Source organism: Pseudomonas sp. 91RF, from assembly GCF_003576265.1.
In the GTDB taxonomy this organism is placed as follows: Bacteria; Pseudomonadota; Gammaproteobacteria; order Pseudomonadales; family Pseudomonadaceae; genus Aquipseudomonas; species Aquipseudomonas kribbensis.
The window spans coordinates 59,408-81,223 of sequence record NZ_QWFC01000044.1; the positions used below are offsets into that span (position 1 = coordinate 59,408).

At 60.6% G+C, this 21,816-nt stretch carries 21 protein-coding genes; 17 read left to right on the forward strand and 4 right to left on the reverse strand.

Features of this window, described 5'->3' with window-relative positions; genetic code table 11:
* Positions 1-68 precede the first annotated feature (68 nt).
* Complete coding sequence (tauA, locus tag DXT77_RS22810; RefSeq protein ID WP_119429305.1) at positions 69-1,058, reverse strand: taurine ABC transporter substrate-binding protein; 990 nt, start codon at positions 1,056-1,058, stop codon at positions 69-71.
* A 365-nt stretch (positions 1,059-1,423) separates the two neighbouring features.
* Here tauA and DXT77_RS22815 point away from each other — a divergent pair, with 365 nt between their 5' ends.
* From DXT77_RS22815 to DXT77_RS22850, 8 genes are all read left to right on the forward strand, one after another.
* Positions 1,424-2,749, forward strand: coding sequence for an OprD family porin (locus tag DXT77_RS22815; RefSeq protein ID WP_119429283.1), 1,326 nt, complete (start codon positions 1,424-1,426; stop codon positions 2,747-2,749).
* Positions 2,750-3,042: 293 nt separating this feature from the next.
* Positions 3,043-3,681 carry a peroxiredoxin gene (locus DXT77_RS22820; protein ID WP_085708987.1) on the forward strand — a complete coding sequence of 213 codons (639 nt, stop codon included), beginning with the start codon at positions 3,043-3,045 and terminating at the stop codon, positions 3,679-3,681.
* 289 nt (positions 3,682-3,970) lie between these two features.
* The gene (gene ssuE, locus DXT77_RS22825) at positions 3,971-4,564 is read left to right on the forward strand and encodes an NADPH-dependent FMN reductase (RefSeq protein WP_085731495.1); all 594 of its coding nucleotides are present in this window, start codon (positions 3,971-3,973) and stop codon (positions 4,562-4,564) included.
* 89 nt (positions 4,565-4,653) lie between these two features.
* Entirely contained in the window at positions 4,654-5,634 is a 981-nt protein-coding gene (locus DXT77_RS22830; RefSeq protein WP_119429284.1) for a sulfonate ABC transporter substrate-binding protein, read from the forward strand.
* 25 nt (positions 5,635-5,659) lie between these two features.
* On the forward strand, positions 5,660-6,808 hold the full coding sequence (gene ssuD, locus DXT77_RS22835) for an FMNH2-dependent alkanesulfonate monooxygenase (protein ID WP_102619651.1): 1,149 nt from the start codon (positions 5,660-5,662) through the stop codon (positions 6,806-6,808).
* A gap of 9 nt (positions 6,809-6,817) precedes the next feature.
* Positions 6,818-7,600: an aliphatic sulfonate ABC transporter permease SsuC gene (gene ssuC, locus DXT77_RS22840; RefSeq protein ID WP_119429285.1), complete on the forward strand. Its 783-nt coding sequence runs from the start codon at positions 6,818-6,820 to the stop codon at positions 7,598-7,600.
* Positions 7,597-8,403, forward strand: coding sequence for an aliphatic sulfonates ABC transporter ATP-binding protein (gene ssuB, locus DXT77_RS22845; protein WP_119429286.1), 807 nt, complete (start codon positions 7,597-7,599; stop codon positions 8,401-8,403). Before ssuC ends, ssuB begins: the two co-directional genes overlap by 4 nt.
* Positions 8,404-8,430: 27 nt before the next feature.
* Entirely contained in the window at positions 8,431-8,646 is a 216-nt protein-coding gene (locus tag DXT77_RS22850; protein WP_007953520.1) for a molybdopterin-binding protein, read from the forward strand.
* A 90-nt stretch (positions 8,647-8,736) separates the two neighbouring features.
* Here the strand turns inward: DXT77_RS22850 and DXT77_RS22855 are convergent, their stop codons facing one another.
* Both DXT77_RS22855 and DXT77_RS22860 read right to left on the reverse strand, forming a co-directional pair.
* Entirely contained in the window at positions 8,737-9,369 is a 633-nt protein-coding gene (locus DXT77_RS22855; RefSeq protein WP_119429287.1) for a TetR/AcrR family transcriptional regulator, read from the reverse strand.
* 118 nt (positions 9,370-9,487) lie between these two features.
* Entirely contained in the window at positions 9,488-10,864 is a 1,377-nt protein-coding gene (locus DXT77_RS22860) for a glutamine synthetase family protein (RefSeq protein WP_085581012.1), read from the reverse strand.
* Positions 10,865-11,142: 278 nt separating this feature from the next.
* Between DXT77_RS22860 and DXT77_RS30440 the strand changes: the two genes are divergently transcribed.
* From DXT77_RS30440 to DXT77_RS22900, 8 genes are all read left to right on the forward strand, one after another.
* On the forward strand, positions 11,143-11,502 hold the full coding sequence (locus DXT77_RS30440) for a glutamine amidotransferase (RefSeq protein ID WP_134828443.1): 360 nt from the start codon (positions 11,143-11,145) through the stop codon (positions 11,500-11,502).
* A 94-nt stretch (positions 11,503-11,596) separates the two neighbouring features.
* Positions 11,597-12,955 (forward strand): glutamine synthetase family protein, encoded by a 1,359-nt coding sequence (locus tag DXT77_RS22870; RefSeq protein ID WP_011336448.1) that lies wholly within the window; start codon positions 11,597-11,599, stop codon positions 12,953-12,955.
* Positions 12,956-13,011: 56 nt separating this feature from the next.
* Positions 13,012-14,376: an aspartate aminotransferase family protein gene (locus DXT77_RS22875; protein ID WP_119429289.1), complete on the forward strand. Its 1,365-nt coding sequence runs from the start codon at positions 13,012-13,014 to the stop codon at positions 14,374-14,376.
* Between the two features lie 171 nt (positions 14,377-14,547).
* A complete protein-coding gene (locus DXT77_RS22880) occupies positions 14,548-15,657 on the forward strand; it encodes a polyamine ABC transporter substrate-binding protein (protein ID WP_085708996.1) in 1,110 nt (369 codons plus the stop codon).
* A gap of 187 nt (positions 15,658-15,844) precedes the next feature.
* Entirely contained in the window at positions 15,845-16,942 is a 1,098-nt protein-coding gene (locus DXT77_RS22885) for a polyamine ABC transporter substrate-binding protein (protein ID WP_085708997.1), read from the forward strand.
* A gap of 68 nt (positions 16,943-17,010) precedes the next feature.
* A complete protein-coding gene (locus DXT77_RS22890) occupies positions 17,011-18,153 on the forward strand; it encodes an ABC transporter ATP-binding protein (RefSeq protein WP_085708998.1) in 1,143 nt (380 codons plus the stop codon).
* A 35-nt stretch (positions 18,154-18,188) separates the two neighbouring features.
* Positions 18,189-19,070: an ABC transporter permease subunit gene (locus DXT77_RS22895; RefSeq protein ID WP_349016884.1), complete on the forward strand. Its 882-nt coding sequence runs from the start codon at positions 18,189-18,191 to the stop codon at positions 19,068-19,070.
* The gene (locus DXT77_RS22900) at positions 19,067-19,957 is read left to right on the forward strand and encodes an ABC transporter permease subunit (protein ID WP_085709000.1); all 891 of its coding nucleotides are present in this window, start codon (positions 19,067-19,069) and stop codon (positions 19,955-19,957) included. The genes DXT77_RS22895 and DXT77_RS22900 overlap by 4 nt, the downstream gene beginning before the upstream one ends.
* Positions 19,958-20,014: 57 nt before the next feature.
* On the opposite strand, the gene DXT77_RS22905 is transcribed toward DXT77_RS22900, so the two are convergent.
* On the reverse strand, positions 20,015-20,656 hold the full coding sequence (locus DXT77_RS22905) for an HD domain-containing protein (RefSeq protein ID WP_119429290.1): 642 nt from the start codon (positions 20,654-20,656) through the stop codon (positions 20,015-20,017).
* Positions 20,657-20,846: 190 nt separating this feature from the next.
* Between DXT77_RS22905 and DXT77_RS22910 the strand changes: the two genes are divergently transcribed.
* A complete protein-coding gene (locus tag DXT77_RS22910; RefSeq protein ID WP_119429291.1) occupies positions 20,847-21,812 on the forward strand; it encodes a GlxA family transcriptional regulator in 966 nt (321 codons plus the stop codon).
* Positions 21,813-21,816 lie beyond the last annotated feature (4 nt).

The following is a 21,816-nucleotide window of genomic DNA, read 5'->3' on the forward strand; positions in this document are numbered from 1 at the left end:
ATCGCGAGCAGGCTCGCTCCCACAGGTTCACTGAGCCTGTGTGGGAGCGAGCCTGCTCGCGATAGCGTTTATTCGGTTACAAACTTCGCACTGACATAAGGCGAGTAGTCGGGCAGTACGCTTTCGACCTTGCCTTGTTCCTTCAAAAATTTCGCCGTCTCGCCAATCGCCTTCGCCGTGCCGCCGTCCAGCAGCGCCGTGGTCTGTTGCGCCTTGGCATCGGGGAACGCTGAACCTGCGAGCAATTCCGGGACGTCGGCGGCGTTGGCACCGGTCAGTTTGGCGATTTTCTGCACCGGCACCGAGTCGGCGGTCCAGCTATCCTTATGGGCGGCATAGTCGGCGAACGAGTCCAGCGTCACCTTGGCGAATTTGGCCACGACTTCGGGATGCTTCTCGGCAAAGTCCTTGCGTGCTACCCAGACTTCGAAGGTTGGCGCGCCCCACTGGCCGACCTGTGCGGCGTCGGTCAGGGTCTTGCCGGTCTTGCGGATTTCACCCAGCGCCGGCGACCAGACAAAGGCGCCGTCAATGTCGCCGCGTTTCCAGGCGGCCGCGATTTCTGCGGGTTGCAGGTTCACCACTTTGACTTTCGAGGTGTCCAGGCCCCAGTGCTTGAGTGCACCGAGCAGGCTGTAGTGGGAGGTGGAGACGAACGGTGTGGCGATGGTCTTGCCCACCAGATCCTCGGGTTTGTCGATACCACTGCCGTTGCGCACCACCAGCGCTTCGGCGGCATTGATCTGTGCCGAAACGATAAAGGCAACAATCGGCAGATTACGTGAAGCGGCGGCCGCCAGCGGGCTGGAGCCGAGGTTGCCGATCTGTACGTCACCGGAGGCGATGGCTGTCACTACTTCCGGGCCGCTGTTGAAACGGCGCCAGTCGATTTTCTCGCCTATGGCCTTCTCGTAAACGCCGTCGGCCTGGGGGACTTTGCTGGGATCGATGCCGGTCTGGAAGCCGACAGTGAGGCTGGAAGCATGGACAGAAAAAGAAATCAGCGCTGACACACAAACTGTAACAAATTGACTAGATAGTGCACGTTTGGCCATGATGGCGTCGCCTTTTCGATAGGGTTTGACGAATCGGGGTTTCGCCAAAGCTAAACGATCTAAAAAAAGGCTAATAAATACCATTTAGGAATGAGCTTAGGCGCCGATACGCTGTATCCCGGTACAGATGGCCACTATCCGGCCATATTCCTGAATGGTATGAAAAAGAATGAATAAATTCTTTTTGGGTTTATCTGGAAGTCTTTACCCTGCAAGGACCAAATAACTGCGATTAGACCTTGGTCGTAGACGCACAAGGTTACGATTGACTTGTCAGTCACGGTCTGGCGCTAATCGCGCATCTTAGGATCCAGGGGCATCAGACTCCGGACCAGGAACACAAGAATTAGAAACGAGAGGAGCGATACATGAACAAGTCCACCCTGGCTCTGGCCGTGGCGGTAGGGGTTATTGCGCAGCAGGCAGGCGCAGCCGGTTTCATCGAAGACAGCAAGGCCACACTGGGGCTGCGTAACTTCTACATCAACACCGACAACCGTGATGGCACTGGCCCGAACAAGAACGAAGAGTGGGGCCAAGGCTTCGATCTGCGTTTCATCTCGGGTTACACCCAGGGCACCGTCCAGTTCGGCGTTGACGCCATCGGCCTGTACGGCCTGCGTCTGGATTCCAGCCCGGACAAGAGCGGCAACTCGTCGGGTACCGCTTCCGGCGGCACCATTTTCCCGAGCGATGGCAACCGTGCCGTGCATGACTTCGCCAGCCTGGGCCTGACCGGTAAGGTCAAGATCTCCCAGACCGAGCTGAAGGTCGGTACCCTGATGCCGAACAACCCGGTCATCAAGTACAACGACGGTCGTCTGCTGCCACAAACCTTCACCGGTGGCGAGCTGAAGTCCAACGAGATCAAGGATCTGACCCTGACTGCCGGTCAGATCGAATCCGCCAAGGGCCGTAACTCCAGCAACGACGAAAACCTGTCGATCGCTGGTGCGAACGCCGGTTCGAACTACGACAAGGGCGTGTTCAGCAACAAGTTCTACTACGCCGGTGCTGACTACAAGATCACCAAAGACCTGACTGCCTCGTACTACTACGGCGAGCTGAAAGAGTTCTACTCGCAGAACTTCCTGGGTCTGGTACACAACTGGGCCATCGGTCCGGGCGTACTGAAAAGCGACCTGCGCTACTACCGCAGCCGTGACAACGGCAACAACGGTGACACGCCTGCGTACTTCACCAGCGGCTACTACGGCGGCAAGACCGTCAAGGGCAAGGTCGACAACGATCTGTACAGCTACCTGGCACTGTACTCGGTTGAAGGTCACACCTTCGGCGCCGGCTACCAGTACACCAAGGGCGACAGCGACTTCCCTTGGCTGAACCAGGGTGACGGTTCGTCCAACAGCACCATCACCGACATGCAGATCCAGAAGTTTGCCCGTGCCGGCGAACGTACCTGGCAGGCTCGCTACGCCTATGACTTCGCCAAGGTCGGCGTACCTGGCCTGACCGCCGGTGTGATCTACCTGCGTGGCGATAACATCGACACTCCGCTGGGCGAAAAAACCGAGTGGGAACGTGACCTGACCGTTGGCTACGTGATTCCGGAAGGCCCGCTGAAGAACCTCGGCGTTGCCTGGAAGAACGCCATGTGGCGCACCGACCTGGCGAACACCCGTTCCCAGGACGAAAACCGCCTGATCGTCAGCTACTCGATCCCGCTGCTGTAATAGCGCTCGAGCAACCGACGTAAAAAAGCCCCGTCCGGCATCGCGCCGGACGGGGCTTTTGCGTTTTCGGGTCAGGCCCACCCCCGTAGACCTTTCCCGACATTTCCCTCTTTACAGCAACTCAAGGCCTTCTCGAACCTTGGGGCCGATGTTCGGCGCGTTGCCGGCGAGCGTCCAGTGAACAGAAGTTTAATATTCATAAATGATCTAGATATCTAGTTATTTATTCTTTTTATGAATGGCAAATCCCGAGCTACAGTTGAGGTCTCCAACAACTCATCAGGAGCAGCACCATGAGCCTCAGACTCGGCGATATCGCCCCCGATTTCGAACAGGATTCCAGCGCCGGCAAGATTCGTTTCCACGAATGGCTGGGCAATAGCTGGGGCGTGCTGTTTTCCCATCCGGCGGACTTCACTCCGGTGTGCACCACCGAGCTGGGCTTCACCGCCAAGCTCAAGGATGAGTTCACCAAGCGCGGCGTGAAAGCCATCGCGCTGTCGGTCGACCCGGTGGACTCGCACCACAAGTGGATCGAAGACATCAACGAAACCCAGAACACCATCGTCAACTTCCCGATCCTGGCCGATGCCGATCGCAAGGTGTCCGATCTTTATGACCTGATCCACCCGAATGCCAGCGACACCCTGACCGTGCGCTCGCTGTTCGTGATCGATCCGAACAAGAAGATCCGCCTGACCATCACTTACCCGGCGAGCACCGGGCGCAACTTCCACGAAATCCTGCGGGTGATCGACTCGCTGCAGCTCACCGACAACTACAAGGTGGCCACCCCGGCCAACTGGCAGGACGGTGAAGAAGTGGTGATCGTGCCGTCGCTCAAGGACGAAGACGAAATCAAGCAACGCTTTCCGAAAGGCTATCGCGCGGTGAAGCCGTACCTGCGCCTCACCCCGCAGCCGAACAAATAAAGTCCAATTGCCAGCAGGCTGGCTCCCACAAGGGCGTGGGAGCCAGCCTGCTGGCGATGGCGGCGGTGAATGCTTCGCGCGCCTCCAATTTGTAACCACGATGCAGGGTTTCAGGCCGTTTTGACGGCCTGTTTTTTTGCCCGGAAGAAAGTGAAACGAATATCTCCATAAGGAATAACCAAATGAATAAATATGATTTATGGATATATGAATCAGCTGGTAAGGTCACTGACATCGAAGCGAGATCGCAACCCGCGAATCGCGCTGTAACGCGCAAGGAATCGTCTGAATGCTGGTCGTCTCACTTGGTGGCAGTCCCAGCCAACGTTCCCGTTCCGGGGTGTTGCTGGAGCGCTCGCAACGCTGGTTGCAGCAGCAAGGGGTGGAAGTGGTGAGTTATCAGGTACGGGACTTTCCGGCCGAAGACCTGCTCCACGCCCGCTTCGACAGCCCGAAGGTGCTCGACCTGCTGCAACAGATTGAAAATGCTGATGGCCTGCTGATCGCGACGCCGGTCTACAAGGCGTCGTTCTCCGGCGCGCTGAAGACCGTGCTGGATCTGCTGCCGGAACGCGCCCTGAACCACAAGATTGTCTTGCCGATGGCAACCGGCGGCAGCATCGCCCACATGCTGGTGGTCGATTACGCCCTCAAGCCCGTGCTGTCGGCGTTGAAGGCCCAGGAAATGCTGCAAGGGATATTTGCCGAGGACAGCCAGATCGCTTACGGCGAAGGCAGTGCCGCGGCGCAGCTGGCGCCGGCCCTGGAGCAGCGGTTGCATGAAGCGCTGGACCAGTTTGTCAGCGCCATGGCCCGCCGGCCGAAGCCGCTGGAGCCGGGGCTGTTGAACGAACGTTTGTTGAGTGCTCGCTGGAGCATTTGAGCCGCATCGAAACTTGAAGTACTGGCCTTACTCGCCCGCCAACGGGCAAGCAGGTGCAGCCAAAACCCAACAGCAAAAAGGAGAGCGCTATGCGCACTGTATTTTTGCGTCGTGGTCTGGTCGCTCTGTTTGCTGCGGCTGTCACCTTCGGCGCCATCACTCAAGCTCAAGCCGAGACCTTGCGGATCGGTTATCAAAAATACGGCACGCTGGTGCTGCTCAAGGCCAAGGGCACCCTGGAAAAACGCCTCGCCGCCCAAGGCGTCGACGTGCAATGGACTGAATTCCCCGGCGGCCCGCAACTGCTGGAAGGCCTGAACGTCGGCTCGATCGACTTCGGCGTCACCGGCGAAACCCCGCCGGTCTTCGCCCAGGCGGCCGGTGCCGATCTGCTTTACGTGGCCTACGAGCCGCCGGCGCCGAACAGCGAAGCGATCCTTGTGCCGAAAGACTCGGCGATCAAGTCGGTGGCGGATCTCAAGGGCAAGAAAGTCGCCCTGAACAAAGGCTCCAACGTCCACTACCTGCTGGTGCGTGCGCTGGAAGACGCCGGCCTCAAGTACACCGACATTCAAACCGTATTCCTGCCACCGGCCGATGCCCGCGCCGCGTTCGAGCGTGGAAGCGTCGACGCCTGGGTCATCTGGGACCCGTACCAGGCCGCCGCCGAGCAACAACTGCAAGCGCACACCCTGCGTGACGGTAAAGGCATCGTCGACAATCACCAGTTCTACCTGGCAACCAAACCCTACGCACAGAAAAATCCGGAGGTGATCAAGACCCTCGTGGAAGAAGTGCGCGCCGTCGGCGAGTGGTCCAAAGCCAATCCGCAAGACGTGACCCAGCAGGTCGCGCCGCTGCTCGGCCTGCCGGCAGACATCACCCTGACCTCGGTGAAACGCCAGGGCTACGGCGCGCTGTTCCTGACCCCGGAAGTGGTCGCCGCGCAACAGAAAATCGCCGACACCTTCTACCAGCTCAAGCTGATTCCCAAGCCGTTGAGCATCAAGGACGTGATCTGGACCCCACCGGCCGCTGTGGCCCAAAGCTCGGTTACCCAAGCCCAGTAAATCGAATCCCCAAGGAGACCACTCCATGAGCCTCAACATCTTCTGGTTCCTGCCTACCCACGGCGACGGCCATTACCTTGGCACCGCCGAAGGCGCCCGCGCCGTCGACCACGGCTATCTGCAACAGGTCGCGCAAGCGGCGGATCGCCTGGGCTTCGGCGGTGTGCTGATTCCCACCGGCCGCTCTTGCGAGGATTCGTGGCTGGTGGCGGCATCGCTGATACCGGTGACCCAGCGCCTGAAGTTTCTGGTCGCCCTGCGCCCCGGGATCATTTCCCCGACGGTGGCAGCGCGTCAGGCCGCGACCCTGGATCGTCTGTCCGGCGGTCGTGCGCTGTTCAACCTGGTGACCGGTGGCGATCCGGAAGAGTTGGCCGGCGATGGTCTGTTCCTTGATCACGAAGCGCGCTATCAGGCCTCGGTGGAATTCACCCGGATCTGGCGCCGTGTGCTGGAAGGCGAAACCGTGGATTACGACGGCGAGCACATCAGCGTGAAGGGCGCCAAATTGCTCTATCCGCCGATCCAGCAGCCGCGTCCGCCGCTGTATTTCGGTGGTTCGTCGGAAGCGGCGCAGGATCTGGCTGCCGAACAAGTGGAAATGGTCCTGACCTGGGGCGAGCCGCCAGCAGCGGTGGCCGAGAAGATCGAACAGGTTCGCGCCAAGGCCGCCAAGCTCGGTCGCACGGTACGCTTCGGCATCCGCCTGCATGTGATCGTGCGGGAAACCAACGCTGAAGCCTGGCAGGCGGCGGATCGCCTGATCTCGCATCTGGATGACGACACCATCAAGCGTGCCCAGGCTTCGCTGGCGCGGTTCGATTCGGTCGGCCAGCAACGCATGGCCGCCCTGCACGGGGGCAGCCGCGACAACCTCGAAGTCAGCCCGAACCTGTGGGCCGGCGTCGGTCTGGTGCGCGGCGGTGCCGGGACGGCGCTGGTGGGCGATGGTCCGACCGTGGCGGCACGGGTGAAGGAATACGCGGCGCTGGGCATCGATACCTTCATCTTCTCCGGTTATCCACACCTCGAAGAGTCGTATCGTGTCGCTGAACTGCTGTTCCCGCACCTCGACGTCGAGCGTCCGGAACTGCCGAAAAGCGCCGGTTATGTCAGCCCGTTCGGCGAGATGGTGGCCAACGACATTCTTCCCAAAGCCGCGTCCCAGAGCTGAGGCGCCGCCATGAAGAAATTTATCCACAGCCTCGCGCCCTGGGCGTTGCCGGTGTTGCTGCTGGCGGTGTGGCAGTTGTCGGTGTCGGCGGGCTGGTTGTCGACGCGGATTCTACCGGCGCCGGTGGCGGTGATCGAAGCCGGCGTGAGTCTGGTGCGCAGCGGTGAAATCTGGACGCACCTGGCAATCAGCGGCTGGCGCGCCGCAATGGGCTTCACCATCGGTGGCAGCATCGGCCTGGTTCTGGGCTTCATCACCGGCCTGTCGAAGTGGGGCGAGCGCCTGCTCGACAGTTCGGTGCAGATGATCCGCAACGTGCCGCACCTGGCGCTGATTCCGCTGGTGATCCTGTGGTTCGGCATCGACGAGTCGGCGAAGATTTTTCTGGTGGCACTGGGGACGCTGTTCCCGATCTACCTCAACACCTATCACGGCATCCGCAACGTCGACCCGGCTCTGGTGGAGATGGCGCGCAGTTATGGCCTGTCCGGTTTCAGCCTGTTCTGGCAGGTGATTCTGCCAGGTGCGCTGCCTTCGATTCTGGTCGGCGTGCGCTTCGCCCTCGGCTTCATGTGGCTGACGCTGATCGTGGCGGAAACCATCTCCGCCAGCTCCGGCATCGGTTATCTGGCGATGAATGCCCGGGAGTTCCTGCAGACCGACGTGGTGGTGCTGGCGATTCTGCTCTACGCGGTGCTCGGCAAACTGGCCGACCTCGCGGCCCGTGGACTTGAACGTGTGTGGCTGCGTTGGCATCCGGCCTATCAAGTGGCGAAAGGAGGTGCGGCATGACGGCTCAACAACCTCCACGTCTGCTGCGCGGGATTCCGCTGGTAGTACGCAACCTGCAGAAGACCTTCGGCGCGCGGCAGGTATTGCGTGGCATCGATCTGCACATTCCGGCGGGGCAATTTGTCGCCGTGGTCGGGCGCAGTGGCTGTGGCAAGAGCACATTGCTGCGCTTGCTCGCCGGCCTCGATCAACCCACCGGCGGCGACCTGCTCGCGGGTGCTGCACCGCTCAGCGATGCCCGGGAAGACACCCGGCTGATGTTCCAGGAAGCACGGCTGCTGCCGTGGAAAAAGATCATCGACAACGTCGGTCTGGGCCTCAAGGGCAACTGGCGTCCGCAAGCTCTGGAAGCGCTGGATGCGGTCGGTCTGGCGGATCGCGCCAATGAATGGCCGGCGGCATTGTCCGGCGGGCAGAAGCAGCGTGTGGCGCTGGCCCGGGCGCTGATCCATCAACCGCGCCTGCTGTTGCTCGACGAGCCGCTGGGCGCACTGGACGCGCTGACCCGGATCGAGATGCAGCAACTGATCGAACGTCTCTGGCAGCAGCATGGTTTCACCGTGTTGCTGGTGACCCACGATGTCAGCGAAGCGGTGGCGATTGCCGACCGGGTGATTCTGATCGAGGACGGCGAAGTCGGTCTCGACCTGCAAGTGGAGCTGCCGCGCCCTCGGGTCCGTGGCTCCCATCGGCTGGCCGCGCTGGAAACCGAAGTGCTCAACCGTGTGTTGTCCCTGCCCGGCGAGCCGCCGGCGCCGGAACCTGTTTCACCCTTGCCTACGCAATTGCGTTGGGCTCAATAACTCAAGCAAACGACAGGAATCAATGCCATGACTATCAAAGCCATCAACGTACGCAACCAGTTCAAAGGCGCGATCAAGGAGATCGTTCTCGGCGACGTGCTGTCGGAAATCGACGTGCAGACCGCTTCCGGCATCGTCACTTCGGTGATCACCACCCGTTCGGTCAAGGAGCTGGAGCTGGAGGTTGGCAGCGAGGTGATCGCCTTCGTGAAGTCCACCGAGGTGTCCATCGCCAAGTTGTAAGTCTGTGAGTAAAAACAACCCCGGAGGGTGTGAGCCCTTCGGGGTTTTTTGTTGATCGCTTGATCGTTCCCACGCTCCGCGTGGGAACGATCAAAGAGCCCGCTTGGGCAGATACGGCGGGAGATACAAGCCGATGTAGGCATCGAACACGCGCATCCCTTCCTCGGCCATACGCGGGGTGATCTGCCCGTGCTGCTGCACCGAGCGGGCGTAGACGCGGTCGCCCAGTTCCATGGCCAGCGCGAACACGTCCACGTCATCCGGCAGCTTCGGCAGTTCGAAGTGATGATCGAACAGCTTGTGCATCAGGTCGCCGAGTTCGAGGTCATGCTGACGGTCGGCCTGGGTGACTTCGGTAAGGCCGTGCTGCGCGAGGATGAGTTGGCGGGCGGCGGCGTCTTCGTCGTAGATCTCCAGCATCCGTTGCTCGACCAGCCGGGACAGGTCGCGCCAGTCGCGCAGGGCGTCGTGATCGATCGGTGCTTGCAGGCAGGCGCGGAAGGCGGCGTGGACATCTGCCGTCAGACCTTCGAGCAACGCCGGGACACTGGCGAAGAAATGATAGACCGAGGAGGGCGGGATCTGCGCCCGTTCGGCCACGCTGTAGACCGACAGGCTCGCCACGCCCTCGGCGGCCAGCAGCGTGCGCGCGGCGTCGAGTATCGAATCGATTCGTGCCTGACTGCGGGCACGGGGTTTGCGGACGGGGGCGGGACGCGTCATGAAAGTCTCCTGCGGGGCAGCGGGCATTGTACGCAGAGCTTGAATCTCTGCCACAGAGGCCAATAAAAAAACGCCGCGGGCTGTGAAGCCAACGGCGTTTTCATGTGCTGCAGTCCGCTTAAACGGTGTGCAGGTACCAATTGTACTCAAGGTCGGAGATGGAGTGTTCGAACTCCTCCAGCTCGCTTTCCTTGCAGGCGACGAAGATATCGATGTATTTCGGATCGATGTACTTGGCCATCACCTCGCTGTCGTCCAGCTCGCGCAGGGCATCGCGCAAGTTGTTCGGCAGGCTCTGTTCGTTCTGCTCGTAGCTGTTGCCTTCGGTCGGGGCCGGTGGCTCGATCTTGTTGGTCAGGCCGTGATGCACGCCCGCCAGTACCGAAGCCATCAGCAGGTACGGGTTGGCGTCGGCGCCGGCAACGCGATGTTCCAGGCGGACCGCGTCGGCGGAACCGGTCGGTACGCGCAGGGCCACGGTGCGGTTGTCCAGGCCCCAGCTCGGCGAGTTCGGCACATAGAACTGTGCGCCGAAACGACGGTAGGAGTTGACGTTGGGGCAGAGGAAAGCCATCTGCGCGGGCAGGGTCTCGAGCACACCGCCGATCGCGTGACGCAGCGCGGCGTTCTGCTCGGGATCCTCGCTGGCAAAAATGTTTTTGCCATCTTTGTCGAGAACCGAAATGTGCACATGCAGACCGTTGCCTGCCTGGCCAGGGTACGGCTTGGCCATGAAGGTGGTGTCCATTTCATGGTCGTAGGCGATGTTCTTGATCAGACGCTTGAGCAGCACCGCGTAGTCGCAGGCCTTGATCGGGTCGGCGACGTGGTGCAGGTTCACTTCGAACTGCGCCGGGGCACTTTCCTTGACGATGGCGTCAGCCGGGATGCCTTGCTCTTTCGCACCTTCCAGAATGTCCTGGAGGCAGTCGACGTATTCGTCGAGGTCGTCGATCAGGTAGACCTGGGTCGAATGCGGGCGTTTGCCGGAGATCGGCGAGCGTGGCGGCTGAGGGCGGCCGTTCACGTTTTCCTGGTCGATCAGGTAGAACTCGAGTTCGAATGCGGCGCAGATGGTCAAGCCCAGCTCGTCAAACTTTGCAACAACTTGACGGAGCACTTCGCGCGGGTCGGCGAAGAAAGGGTCACCTTCGAGTTCGTGCATGGTCATCAGCAGTTGCGCGGTCGGGCGCTTTTGCCATGGCTCGTTGCACAGGGTATCGGGGATTGGATAGCAGATACGGTCGGCGTCGCCGATGTCCAGGCCCAGGCCGGTGCTTTCCACCGTCGAACCATTGATATCCAGAGCAAATAGAGAGGCCGGCAGGTTGATGCCTTTCTCGTAAACCTTGTGGAGGCTGGTGCGTTCGATGCGCTTGCCGCGCACCACACCATTCATATCCGCAATCAGAAGGTCAACGTACAGAACCTCAGGATGTTCCTTAAGGAACGCGTTCGCTTCGTTAAGCTGAACGGCACGCGGGGGTACCGACATGATGCAACACCTTTGTTGTTAAAAATATCAATCATTGATCTTTTCTGGTTTCAGTCAACCCGAACGGCATGCCGAAGTCAAGCGAGGCCTTTTTTGCCCCGAAAAAGCGCCACGAGGGCATTTATGGGGCACTTTGGGGCATTTTTTTATCCGCGAAAGATGCGCCACCCGCAGGCTTGAGCAGGCCGTGTTGTATTTTTTACGGGGGTGTTGTGTAAAAAAATGAACAAGGCTAAGCTCGGGTCAAACCCATAACAGCAATAATACCGGGGTGCTTCATGTCTCGCCTGCCGTTAATCGGCGTCACCGACTGCTCCGTGCAGTACGGTCTGCATGCTTATCACATCAGTGGCGACACGTCCGTCCGCAGCGCAGCCGACAGCCAGGCTCGCATTCTGCCAGCGATCTCTTTGTCCATGGCGGATCAGGCGCCGGCGTCCGATATTCTGGACGCGGGGAAGGGCATCCTCTTCAGCGGTTCTCCTTTCAATATAGATCTCTTTCCTGCTCCCGGCCTGCACCGCGCCCGTCGCCGTGCCCGGGATTCTGCACACCCCGGATGTGCACAGGAAATGCAACGCCAGCGTAAAGGGCAGGTAAGCTCCTCCTTCATTGTCGATGCGCGGTGCCAGGCGTAAGCCGGTACTGCGCGCAAACAGGCCCCCTTTAACGCGACGCCCCGTGCGTCAAACCTGCCTGACATGTGTCAGGAGACTCAGCCCAGAGGCATTTATGAGCAACAACCTCGACCAGCTCACCGATTGGTTGAAAGACCACAAGATCACAGAAGTCGAATGCATGATCGGCGACTTGACCGGCATCACCCGGGGCAAGATCTCGCCGACCAACAAGTTCATCGCCGAAAAAGGCATGCGCCTGCCAGAGAGCGTTCTGTTGCAGACCGTGACCGGCGACTACGTCGAAGACGACATCTATTACGAACTGCTCGACCCGGCCGACATCGACATGATCTGCCGCCCCGACCAGAACGCCGTGTACCTGGTGCCATGGGCCATCGAGCCGACCGCCCAGGTGATCCACGACACCTACGACAAGCAAGGCAACCCGATCGAGCTGTCGCCGCGCAACGTCCTCAAGAAAGTCCTGAAACTCTATGCCGACAAGGGCTGGCAGCCGATCGTGGCGCCGGAAATGGAGTTCTACCTGACCAAACGCAGCGACGACCCTGACTATCCGTTGCAGCCGCCGGTCGGCCGTTCCGGGCGTCCGGAAATCGGTCGTCAGTCGTTCTCCATCGAAGCGGCGAACGAGTTCGACCCGCTGTTCGAAGACGTCTACGACTGGTGCGAATTGCAAGAGCTGGACCTCGACACGTTGATCCACGAGGACGGCACCGCGCAGATGGAAATCAACTTCCGTCACGGCGACGCCCTGTCCCTGGCCGACCAGATTCTGGTGTTCAAGCGCACCATGCGGGAGGCCGCCCTCAAGCACAACGTGGCCGCGACCTTCATGGCCAAGCCGATGACCGGCGAGCCGGGCAGTGCCATGCACCTGCACCAGAGCATCATCGACATCGAGACCGGCAAGAACGTGTTCTCCAATGACGACGGGACCATGAGCCAGCTGTTCCTGCACCACATCGGTGGCCTGCAGAAACTGATCCCGGAGCTGCTGCCGCTGTTCGCACCGAACGTCAACTCGTTCCGCCGCTTCCTTCCGGACACCTCGGCGCCGGTGAACGTGGAGTGGGGCGAAGAAAACCGCACCGTGGGCCTGCGCGTCCCGGATGCCGGCCCGCAGAACCGCCGGGTGGAAAACCGCCTGCCGGGCGCCGACGCCAACCCTTATCTGGCGATTGCCGCGAGCCTGCTCTGCGGCTACATCGGCATGGTCGAAGGCATCAACCCGAGCGCGCCAGTGGTGGGCCGTGGTTACGAGCGCCGCAACCTGCGCCTGCCGCTGACCATCGAAGATGCGCTGGAGCGTATGGAAAACAGCGCAACCATCGAGAAATACCTGGGCAAGACCTTCATCACCGGCTACGTCGCGGTCAAGCGGGCCGAGCATGAAAACTTCAAGCGCGTGATCAGTTCCTGGGAGCGTGAGTACCTGCTCTTCGCCGTCTGATACGCCGGGCGCGGTGGCCAGCCGCCGCGCCTTCACCGATAACAAGGAGAATTGGCATGACCAGCAACAACCCGCAAACCCGTGAGTGGCAAGCCCTCAGCAGCGAGCACCACCTGGCCCCGTTCAGCGACTTCAAGCAGCTGAAAGAAAAGGGTCCACGGATCATCACCAACGCCAAGGGCGTGTACCTGTGGGACAGCGAGGGCAACAAGATCCTCGATGGCATGGCGGGTCTGTGGTGCGTGGCGATCGGTTATGGCCGCGATGAACTGGCGGATGCTGCCGCGAAGCAGATGCGCGAACTGCCTTACTACAACCTGTTCTTCCAGACCGCTCACCCGCCGGCACTGGAACTGGCCAAGGCCATTGCCGACGTGGCGCCGCAAGGCATGAACCACGTGTTCTTCACCGGTTCCGGCTCCGAAGGCAACGACACCATGCTGCGCATGGTTCGCCACTACTGGGCGATCAAGGGCCAGCCGAACAAGAAAGTCATCATCAGCCGCAAGAACGGTTACCACGGCTCCACCGTGGCCGGCGCCAGCCTGGGCGGCATGACCTACATGCACGAGCAGGGCGACCTGCCGATTCCGGGCATCGTCCACATCGCTCAGCCGTACTGGTTCGCCGAAGGCGGCGACATGACCCCGGAAGAGTTCGGGATCTGGTCGGCCAATCAGCTGGAAGAGAAGATTCTGGAAGTCGGCGTCGACAACGTCGGTGCCTTCATTGCCGAGCCGATCCAGGGCGCCGGCGGCGTGATCATTCCGCCAGACAGCTACTGGCCGCGCATCAAGGAAATCCTCGCCAAGTACGACATCCTGTTCGTGGCGGACGAAGTGATCTGTGGTTTCGGCCGTACCGGCGAATGGTTCGGCAGCGATTTCTACGACCTCAAGCCGCACATGATGACCATCGCCAAAGGCCTGACGTCCGGCTACATCCCGATGGGTGGCCTGATCGTGCGCGACGAAGTGGTGGCGGTGCTCAACGAGGGCGGCGATTTCAACCACGGCTTCACCTACTCCGGGCACCCGGTGGCGGCGGCGGTGGGTCTGGAAAACATCCGGATCCTGCGCGAAGAGAAAATTATCGAGAACGCACATAACGAAACGGCACCGTATTTGCAGAAACGTCTGCGCGAACTGAACGATCACCCGCTGGTGGGGGAAGTGCGCGGAGTCGGTCTGCTGGGGGCCATCGAGCTGGTGCAGGACAAGGCCACTCGCAAGCGTTACGAAGGCAAGGGTGTGGGCATGATCTGCCGCCAGTTCTGCTTCGACAACGGCCTGATCATGCGCGCCGTGGGCGACACCATGATCATTGCGCCGCCGCTGGTGATCAGCAAGGCGGAGATCGATGAGCTGGTGACCAAGGCACGCAAGTGCCTGGACCTGACCCTCAGTGCATTGCAGGGCTAAGTGCTAGGCTTCGAGCGATGGAGCTGTTGCGCTGTCGCTCGGAGCAGTTGGAAAGGCTGGTCTTTTCTTGAAAGACCGCCTCGTATCTTGCCAGACTAGCCGCGGTTCCAGTTGTCCGGGTTCGGCCGCTGAACAAAGTGGTTCAAAAAAGAAAAATTTGGAGCATGACGCATGAAGGCATTAGGTAAAAAGCTTGCTGGCAAGACACTTCTGGCCCTGTCCGTCGCGGGCATGATGGCGGGCGCGGTTCACGCGGACGACAAAGTGCTGCACGTCTACAACTGGTCCGACTACATCGCTCCGGACACCATCGCGAACTTCGAGAAAGAGTCGGGGATCAAGGTGGTCTACGACGTATTCGATTCCAACGAAACCCTGGAAGCCAAGCTGCTGGCGGGCAAGTCCGGCTACGACGTGGTCGTGCCGTCCAACAATTTCCTGGCCAAGCAGATCAAGGCCGGCGTGTACCAGGAACTGGATCGCTCCAAGCTGCCTAACTGGAAGAACCTGAACCAGGACCTGCTCAAGGCCGTGTCCGTCAGCGACCCGGACAACAAGCATGCCTTCCCGTACATGTGGGGTTCGATCGGCATCGGCTACAACCCGGAGAAGGTCAAGGCTGCGCTGGGCGTCGACAAGATCGATTCCTGGGACGTACTGCTGAAGCCGGAAAACATCGCCAAGCTCAAGGGCTGCGGCGTGAGCTTCCTCGATTCGCCGACCGAAATGCTGCCGGTCGCGCTGCACTACCTGGGCCTGCCAACCGACTCCCAGAAGAAAGAAGACATCAAGAAAGCCGAGGACCTGTTCCTCAAGATTCGTCCTTCGATCACCTACTTCCACTCCTCCAAGTACATCTCGGACCTGGCCAACGGCAACATCTGCGTAGCGGTCGGCTACTCGGGTGACGTGCAGCAGGCCAAGTCCCGTGCCGCCGAGGCCGGTGACAAGGTGAAAGTCAGCTACGCCATTCCGAAGGAAGGCGCTGGCAGCTTCTTCGACATGGTCGCCATTCCGAAGGATGCCGAAAACGTTGAAGGCGCCTACAAGTTCATGACCTTCCTGCAGAAGCCTGAAGTCATGGCCGGCATCACCAACGCCGTACGTTTCCCGAACGGTAACGCTGCTGCAACACCACTGGTAGAGAAAGACATCACCAGCGATCCAGGCATCTACCCGCCAGCCGATGTGCAGGCCAAGCTGTATGCCATCGCCGATCTGCCGGCGGCAACCCAGCGTGAAATGACGCGCAGCTGGACCAAGATCAAATCCGGCAAATAAGCCGGTTTGAAGCCGCCACCGCTGGCCGTCGCCTTCACCCGGGCGGCCAGCGGTGCAATTAAATGACAGAAAGTTTTGCTGGAACGGTTTTTCGAAGGTAAGTTGCGCGCCGGTTTTGTTGCCGGGCAACCGTGACTGTCATGCAGCGCGGGGCAACTTGGGCCCAACTAAATCAGAGGACCTCCACTTGCCTATTTTTTCTTCTTTGCGCAATGCCCTGCTGGCCGCTGCCGGCCTGACGTTCGCTGTCGGTGCCCAAGCCGCCGGTACTGTGCATATTTATAACTGGTCGGATTACATCGGCGAGACCACCCTGGCCGATTTCCAGAAAGAAACCGGGATCAAGCCGGTCTACGACGTGTTCGATTCCAACGAAACCCTGGAAGGCAAACTGCTCGCCGGGCGTACCGGTTACGACGTGGTCGTGCCGTCGAACCACTTCCTCGGCAAGCAGATCAAGGCGGGCGCGTTCCAGAAGCTCGACAAGGCGCAACTGACGAACTACGCCAATCTCGACCCGGTGCTGCTCAAGCGCCTGGAACAGAACGACCCGGGCAACCAGTACGCCGTGCCGTACCTGTGGGGCACCAACGGCATCGGCTACAACGTCGACAAAGTGAAAGCCGTGCTCGGCGTCGACAAGATCGACTCCTGGAGCGTGCTGTTCGAACCCGAGAACATCAAGAAGCTGCACAGCTGCGGCGTGGCGTTCCTCGATTCGGCCGATGAAATGATGCCGACCGTGCTCAACTACATGGGCCTGAATGCCAACAGCACCGATCCCAAGGATTACGAGAAAGCCACGGCCAAATTGCTGGCGGTGCGCCCTTACGTGACCTACTTCCACTCCTCGAAATACATCGGCGACCTGGCCAACGGCGACATCTGCGTGGCCATCGGTTTCTCCGGCGACATCTTCCAGGCCAAGCACCGTGCCGAAGAAGCCAAGAAGGGCGTCAACATCGCCTACGCCATCCCGAAAGAGGGCGGCGCGCTCTGGTTCGACATGTTGGCGATTCCGAAGGATTCGGCCAACGTCAAAGAGGCCCACGCCTTCATCAACTATTTGTTGAAACCTGAGGTGATTGCCCAGGTCAGTGATTACGTCGGTTACGCCAACCCCAACCCGGGTTCGGACAAGCTGATGGAGCAGTCCATTCGCACCGACGAAGCGGTTTATCCACCGCAGGCCGTCCTCGACAAGACCTATGTGTCGATCGAGTTGCCACCGAATATTCAGCGTTTGATGACCCGCAGCTGGACCAAGGTCAAGTCGGGTAAATAACGCGCAAACCATCCTGGGTTCGTCTTGCGTGGGCGAACTGCACTCTTTTTTTTCTGGGAGTTTCGTAAATGGCAGTTGCCTCCGGCGCCTATAAGAAAGCCCTCGAGGGCGACCAGACACCGAAACAGGTGCTGGTTAAAATCGACCGGGTCACGAAGAAGTTCGACGAGACGGTTGCCGTGGACGATGTGTCCCTGGAAATCAAGAAGGGCGAGATCTTCGCCCTGCTCGGCGGTTCGGGATCGGGCAAATCCACTCTGCTGCGGATGCTGGCAGGGTTCGAACGGCCCACGGAGGGGCGCATTTTCCTCGACGGCGTCGACATCACCGACATGCCGCCGTACGAGCGACCGATCAACATGATGTTCCAGTCCTACGCCCTGTTCCCGCACATGACGGTGGCGCAGAACATCGCGTTCGGACTCAAGCAGGACAAGATCCCGGCAGCCGAGATCGACGCCCGCGTGGCCGAGATGCTCAAGCTGGTGCAGATGAGCCAGTACGCCAAGCGCAAGCCGCACCAGTTGTCCGGCGGTCAGCGTCAGCGTGTGGCGCTGGCGCGCTCCCTGGCCAAGCGGCCGAAGCTGTTGCTGCTCGACGAGCCGATGGGTGCGCTGGACAAGAAACTGCGTTCGCAGATGCAGCTGGAACTGGTTGAGATCATCGAGCGCGTCGGCGTGACCTGCGTGATGGTGACCCACGACCAGGAAGAGGCCATGACCATGGCCGAGCGCATCGCGATCATGCACCTGGGCTGGATCGCCCAGATCGGCAGCCCGATCGACATCTACGAGACCCCGACCAGCCGTCTGGTCTGCGAATTCATCGGTAACGTGAACATCTTCGAAGGCGAAGTGATCGACGACGCCGAAGGCCACGCGACCATCACCTGCAAGGACCTCGACCGGCAGATTTACGTCGGCCACGGCATCAGCACCTCGGTGCAGGACAAGTCCGTGACCTACGCGATCCGTCCGGAGAAGCTGCTGGTCACCGCCGAAATGCCGACCTGCGAGTACAACTGGTCCAGCGGCAAGGTGCACGACATCGCCTACCTCGGCGGGCACTCGGTGTTCTACGTGGAATTGCCGAGCGGCAAGCTGGTGCAATCGTTCGTGGCCAACGCCGAACGCCGTGGCGCACGTCCGACCTGGGGCGATCAGGTGTACGTGTACTGGGAAGATGACAGCGGCGTGGTACTTCGCTCATGAACATGCGCAAATTCAAACGCCGGCTCAATCGAATAATTCCCGGTGGCCGCCAGCTGGTCATCGGGGTGCCGTTCATCTGGCTGTTCCTGTTCTTCATGCTGCCGTTCTTCATCGTTCTGAAGATCAGCTTCGCCGAAGCGGACGTGGCCATCCCGCCGTACACCGAGATCTACACCTACGCCGAGCAGAAGCTGCAGTTGCTGCTGAACCTGGGCAACTACGCGATGCTCGGCGACGACGAACTGTACATCTCGGCGTACCTCGGTTCGCTGAAGATGGCGTTCTTCAGCACGCTGCTGTGCCTGCTGATCGGCTACCCGATGGCCTACGCCATCGCCAGTGCCCGCAAGGAAGTGCAGACGGTGCTGGTACTGCTGATCATGATGCCGACCTGGACCGCGATCCTGATCCGCGTCTATGCGTGGATGGGCATTCTCAGCAACAACGGCCTGCTCAACGGTTTCCTGATGAGCATGGGTTTCATCGACGAACCGCTGCAGATCCTCAACACCAACCTGGCGGTGTACATCGGCGTCGTCTATTCGTACCTGCCGTTCATGATCCTGCCGCTGTACGCCAACCTGGTGAAACACGACACCAGCCTGCTGGAGGCCGCGTCCGACCTGGGTTCGAGCACCTTCAACAGCTTCTGGAAAATCACGGTTCCGCTGTCCAAGAACGGCATCATCGCCGGCTGCATGCTGGTGTTCATCCCGGTGGTGGGCGAGTTCGTGATCCCGGAGCTGCTCGGCGGTCCGGAAACCCTGATGATCGGTAAAGTGCTCTGGCAAGAGTTCTTCAACAACCGTGACTGGCCGGTGGCGTCCGCCCTGGCGGTGGTGATGCTGGCGATCCTGATCGTGCCGATCATCCTGTTCAACCGCAGTCAGGCCAAGGAAATGGAGGGTAAAGAATGAAGCGCTTCCGTTTCTCCAGCCTGATGCTGGTGCTCGGCCTGTTGTTCATCTATCTGCCGATGCTGATCCTGGTGATCTACTCGTTCAACGCCTCGAAACTGGTGACGGTATGGGGCGGCTGGTCGATCAAGTGGTACGTCGGCCTGCTCGACAACACCCAGTTGATGGGCTCGGTGGTGCGTTCGCTGGAAATCGCCTGCTACACCGCCGTTGCGGCCGTGGCGCTGGGTACGCTGGCGGCATTCGTGCTGACCCGCATCACCCGCTTCAAGGGCCGCACGCTGTTCGGTGGCCTCGTCACTGCGCCGCTGGTAATGCCCGAGGTGATTACCGGTCTGTCGCTGTTGCTGCTCTTCGTGGCCATGGCACAGATGATCGGCTGGCCCCAGGAGCGTGGCATCGTCACCATCTGGATCGCCCACACGACGTTCTGTGCGGCGTATGTGGCGGTGGTGGTGTCGGCGCGTCTGCGTGAGCTGGACCTGTCGATCGAAGAAGCGGCGATGGATCTGGGTGCGCGGCCGTGGAAGGTGTTCTTCCTGATCACCATCCCGATGATCGCGCCGTCGCTGGCGGCGGGCGGCATGATGTCGTTCGCCCTGTCGCTGGACGACCTGGTGCTGGCGAGCTTCGTCTCCGGCCCGGGCTCGACGACCCTGCCGATGGAAGTGTTCTCGGCGGTGCGTCTGGGCGTGAAGCCCGAGATCAACGCCGTGGCCAGCCTGATTCTGCTGGCGGTGTCGCTGGTGACCTTCATGGTCTGGTTCTTCAGCCGTCGTGCCGAAGAATCGCGCCGCAAGGCGATCCAGCAAGCCATCGAAGAAGGCGCTGCCGATTCGTGGAAGCAACCGGACGTGCGCCGGGCGCAGACGCCGGAAGCGGCTTAAGTCTGCAAACACAAAAAACCTCGCGACCGGTAACGGCCGCGAGGTTTTTTATGCCCGTCAGGAAACCCAGGGCGACTGGCGAATGACCTCGACGAAATTCATCGGCTTGAACCCCGGCGCCTGATCCTTCAGCACATCGGTCTTCACATTGCCGAACGTCGTCTGCGGACGATGACGCAAGCCGTCGGCAAACGCGCAGATGATGCACTCCTTGAAACCCTCGCCCCGTGGATGTGCATGCACCACCGCCTCGCGCTGTACCGTGGTGAACGCCGCGTAGTCCATGCCCAGCACATCCATCTCGACACCCGCCGTCACCAACGCCACGGTCGGACGCAGATGCTTCGGTACGCCCGGCGTGGTGTGCAGGGCGATCGACAGCCAGACCTGCTCGATGTTGTCGTCGCTCAACCCGTAAGGCTTGAGAAACGCGGCCGCGGCGTTGGCACCATCGACTTCGAAACGTTCGTCATTGCTGCGGTGACCTTCGACCAGGCCCAGATCGTGAAACATCGCGCCGACGTACAGCAACTCCGGATCGTAGGCCAGTTGCCGGCGTTCGCCACTCAAGGCACCGAACAGAAACACCCGGCGCGAATGGTGGTAAAGCAGGTCGGATTCGATGTCGCGGATGTACTCGGTGGTGGCCCGGGCCAGGGTACTGTCGGGGATCTTGATACCGGCGATGGTTGTGGTCATGTTGAGCTTCCTCGTCGAAAACGCCGTCGTGGCGTTGATGGGGAAAGTCTGTTCCCGGGGGTAAAACCGGACAATCGATCCATGGCTGCGATCCTTGCCATTCCACCTGCAAATCGTGCCAGCTCGCTTCTGCGGCGCGGATTGGCTAGGGTTGGCGCTGATCCGCCATTCCCAGGGAGCCGACATCGCCATGAACAAAACCGTCGCCATCGTGGTGTTCCCCAGCGTGCAGGCACTGGACGTCAGCGGGCCCATGGATGTGTTCGCCGAGGCCAATCGCTTTCTGGCGGCGGAGGATCATTACCGGCTTGAAGTGATCGGCGTCGAACGCGGGCCGATGGCGTGTTCCAACGGGCTGACCCTGAGTGCGCATCGGCATTTCAGTGAGGTGCGGGAAGTTTATGACTTGCTGCTGGTGGCTGGTGGGCCGCAGTTGCCGTTCCTGGATTTCGGTGAGGCGTTCGATGCATGGTTGCGCGAGGCTTGTGGGCGGGCACGGCGGTTCGGCTCGATCTGCAACGGTGCATTCATGCTCGCGCGTGCGGGATTGCTGGACGGGCGCACGGTCACCACCCACTGGAATGACGCCGAGACGCTGGCGCAGTTATGCCCGTCGAGCCGGGTCGAGGCTGATCGGTTGTACGTCGAGGACGGTCAGCTCTACACCTCGGCGGGGGTGACGGCGGGGATCGATCTGTCGTTGTACCTGCTGGCGCGTGACTACGGTGCCGAGGTCGCATTGAGCGTGGCCAAGCGGCTGGTGGTGTTTACCCAGCGCTCGGGCGGGCAGTCGCAGTTCAGCCCGTTCCTCACGCCCCACGCCGAACCGACGTCGGCGGTGGCGATGGTGCAGCTATACGTGTTGGCCAACCTCACCGGCGACCTGACCATTGCCGACCTGGCGAATGCCGCGAACATGAGTGCGAGGAATTTCTCCCGTGTGTTTGCTCGCGAAGCGAAAGTCACCCCGGCGGAGTTCGTCGAGCGGGCGCGGGTGGATGCGGCGCGGGTGATGCTCGAAAGCACCACGGCGCCGCTGAAGACCGTGGCGTATCAATGCGGGTTTCGCGATGCGCAACACATGCGCAGCGTGTTCAACCGCCGGTTGGGGGTGACGCCGCAGCAGTTTCGGTTGAATTTTGCGGCGATGGTTTGAGCGG

Bases quoted from the DNA above. Each gene is read 5' to 3' on its own strand.
- DXT77_RS22815 (WP_119429283.1), top strand. From the start codon at position 1,424: ATGAACAAGTCCACCCTGGCTCTGGCCGTGGCGGTAGGGGTTATTGCG.
- DXT77_RS22820 (WP_085708987.1), top strand. From the start codon at position 3,043: ATGAGCCTCAGACTCGGCGATATCGCCCCCGATTTCGAACAGGATTCC.
- ssuE (WP_085731495.1), top strand. From the start codon at position 3,971: ATGCTGGTCGTCTCACTTGGTGGCAGTCCCAGCCAACGTTCCCGTTCC.
- DXT77_RS22830 (WP_119429284.1), top strand. From the start codon at position 4,654: ATGCGCACTGTATTTTTGCGTCGTGGTCTGGTCGCTCTGTTTGCTGCG.
- ssuD (WP_102619651.1), top strand. From the start codon at position 5,660: ATGAGCCTCAACATCTTCTGGTTCCTGCCTACCCACGGCGACGGCCAT.
- ssuC (WP_119429285.1), top strand. From the start codon at position 6,818: ATGAAGAAATTTATCCACAGCCTCGCGCCCTGGGCGTTGCCGGTGTTG.
- ssuB (WP_119429286.1), top strand. From the start codon at position 7,597: ATGACGGCTCAACAACCTCCACGTCTGCTGCGCGGGATTCCGCTGGTA.
- DXT77_RS22850 (WP_007953520.1), top strand. From the start codon at position 8,431: ATGACTATCAAAGCCATCAACGTACGCAACCAGTTCAAAGGCGCGATC.
- DXT77_RS22855 (WP_119429287.1), bottom strand. From the start codon at position 9,369: ATGACGCGTCCCGCCCCCGTCCGCAAACCCCGTGCCCGCAGTCAGGCA.
- DXT77_RS22860 (WP_085581012.1), bottom strand. From the start codon at position 10,864: ATGTCGGTACCCCCGCGTGCCGTTCAGCTTAACGAAGCGAACGCGTTC.
- DXT77_RS30440 (WP_134828443.1), top strand. From the start codon at position 11,143: ATGTCTCGCCTGCCGTTAATCGGCGTCACCGACTGCTCCGTGCAGTAC.
- DXT77_RS22870 (WP_011336448.1), top strand. From the start codon at position 11,597: ATGAGCAACAACCTCGACCAGCTCACCGATTGGTTGAAAGACCACAAG.
- DXT77_RS22875 (WP_119429289.1), top strand. From the start codon at position 13,012: ATGACCAGCAACAACCCGCAAACCCGTGAGTGGCAAGCCCTCAGCAGC.
- DXT77_RS22880 (WP_085708996.1), top strand. From the start codon at position 14,548: ATGAAGGCATTAGGTAAAAAGCTTGCTGGCAAGACACTTCTGGCCCTG.
- DXT77_RS22890 (WP_085708998.1), top strand. From the start codon at position 17,011: ATGGCAGTTGCCTCCGGCGCCTATAAGAAAGCCCTCGAGGGCGACCAG.
- DXT77_RS22900 (WP_085709000.1), top strand. From the start codon at position 19,067: ATGAAGCGCTTCCGTTTCTCCAGCCTGATGCTGGTGCTCGGCCTGTTG.
- DXT77_RS22905 (WP_119429290.1), bottom strand. From the start codon at position 20,656: ATGACCACAACCATCGCCGGTATCAAGATCCCCGACAGTACCCTGGCC.
- DXT77_RS22910 (WP_119429291.1), top strand. From the start codon at position 20,847: ATGAACAAAACCGTCGCCATCGTGGTGTTCCCCAGCGTGCAGGCACTG.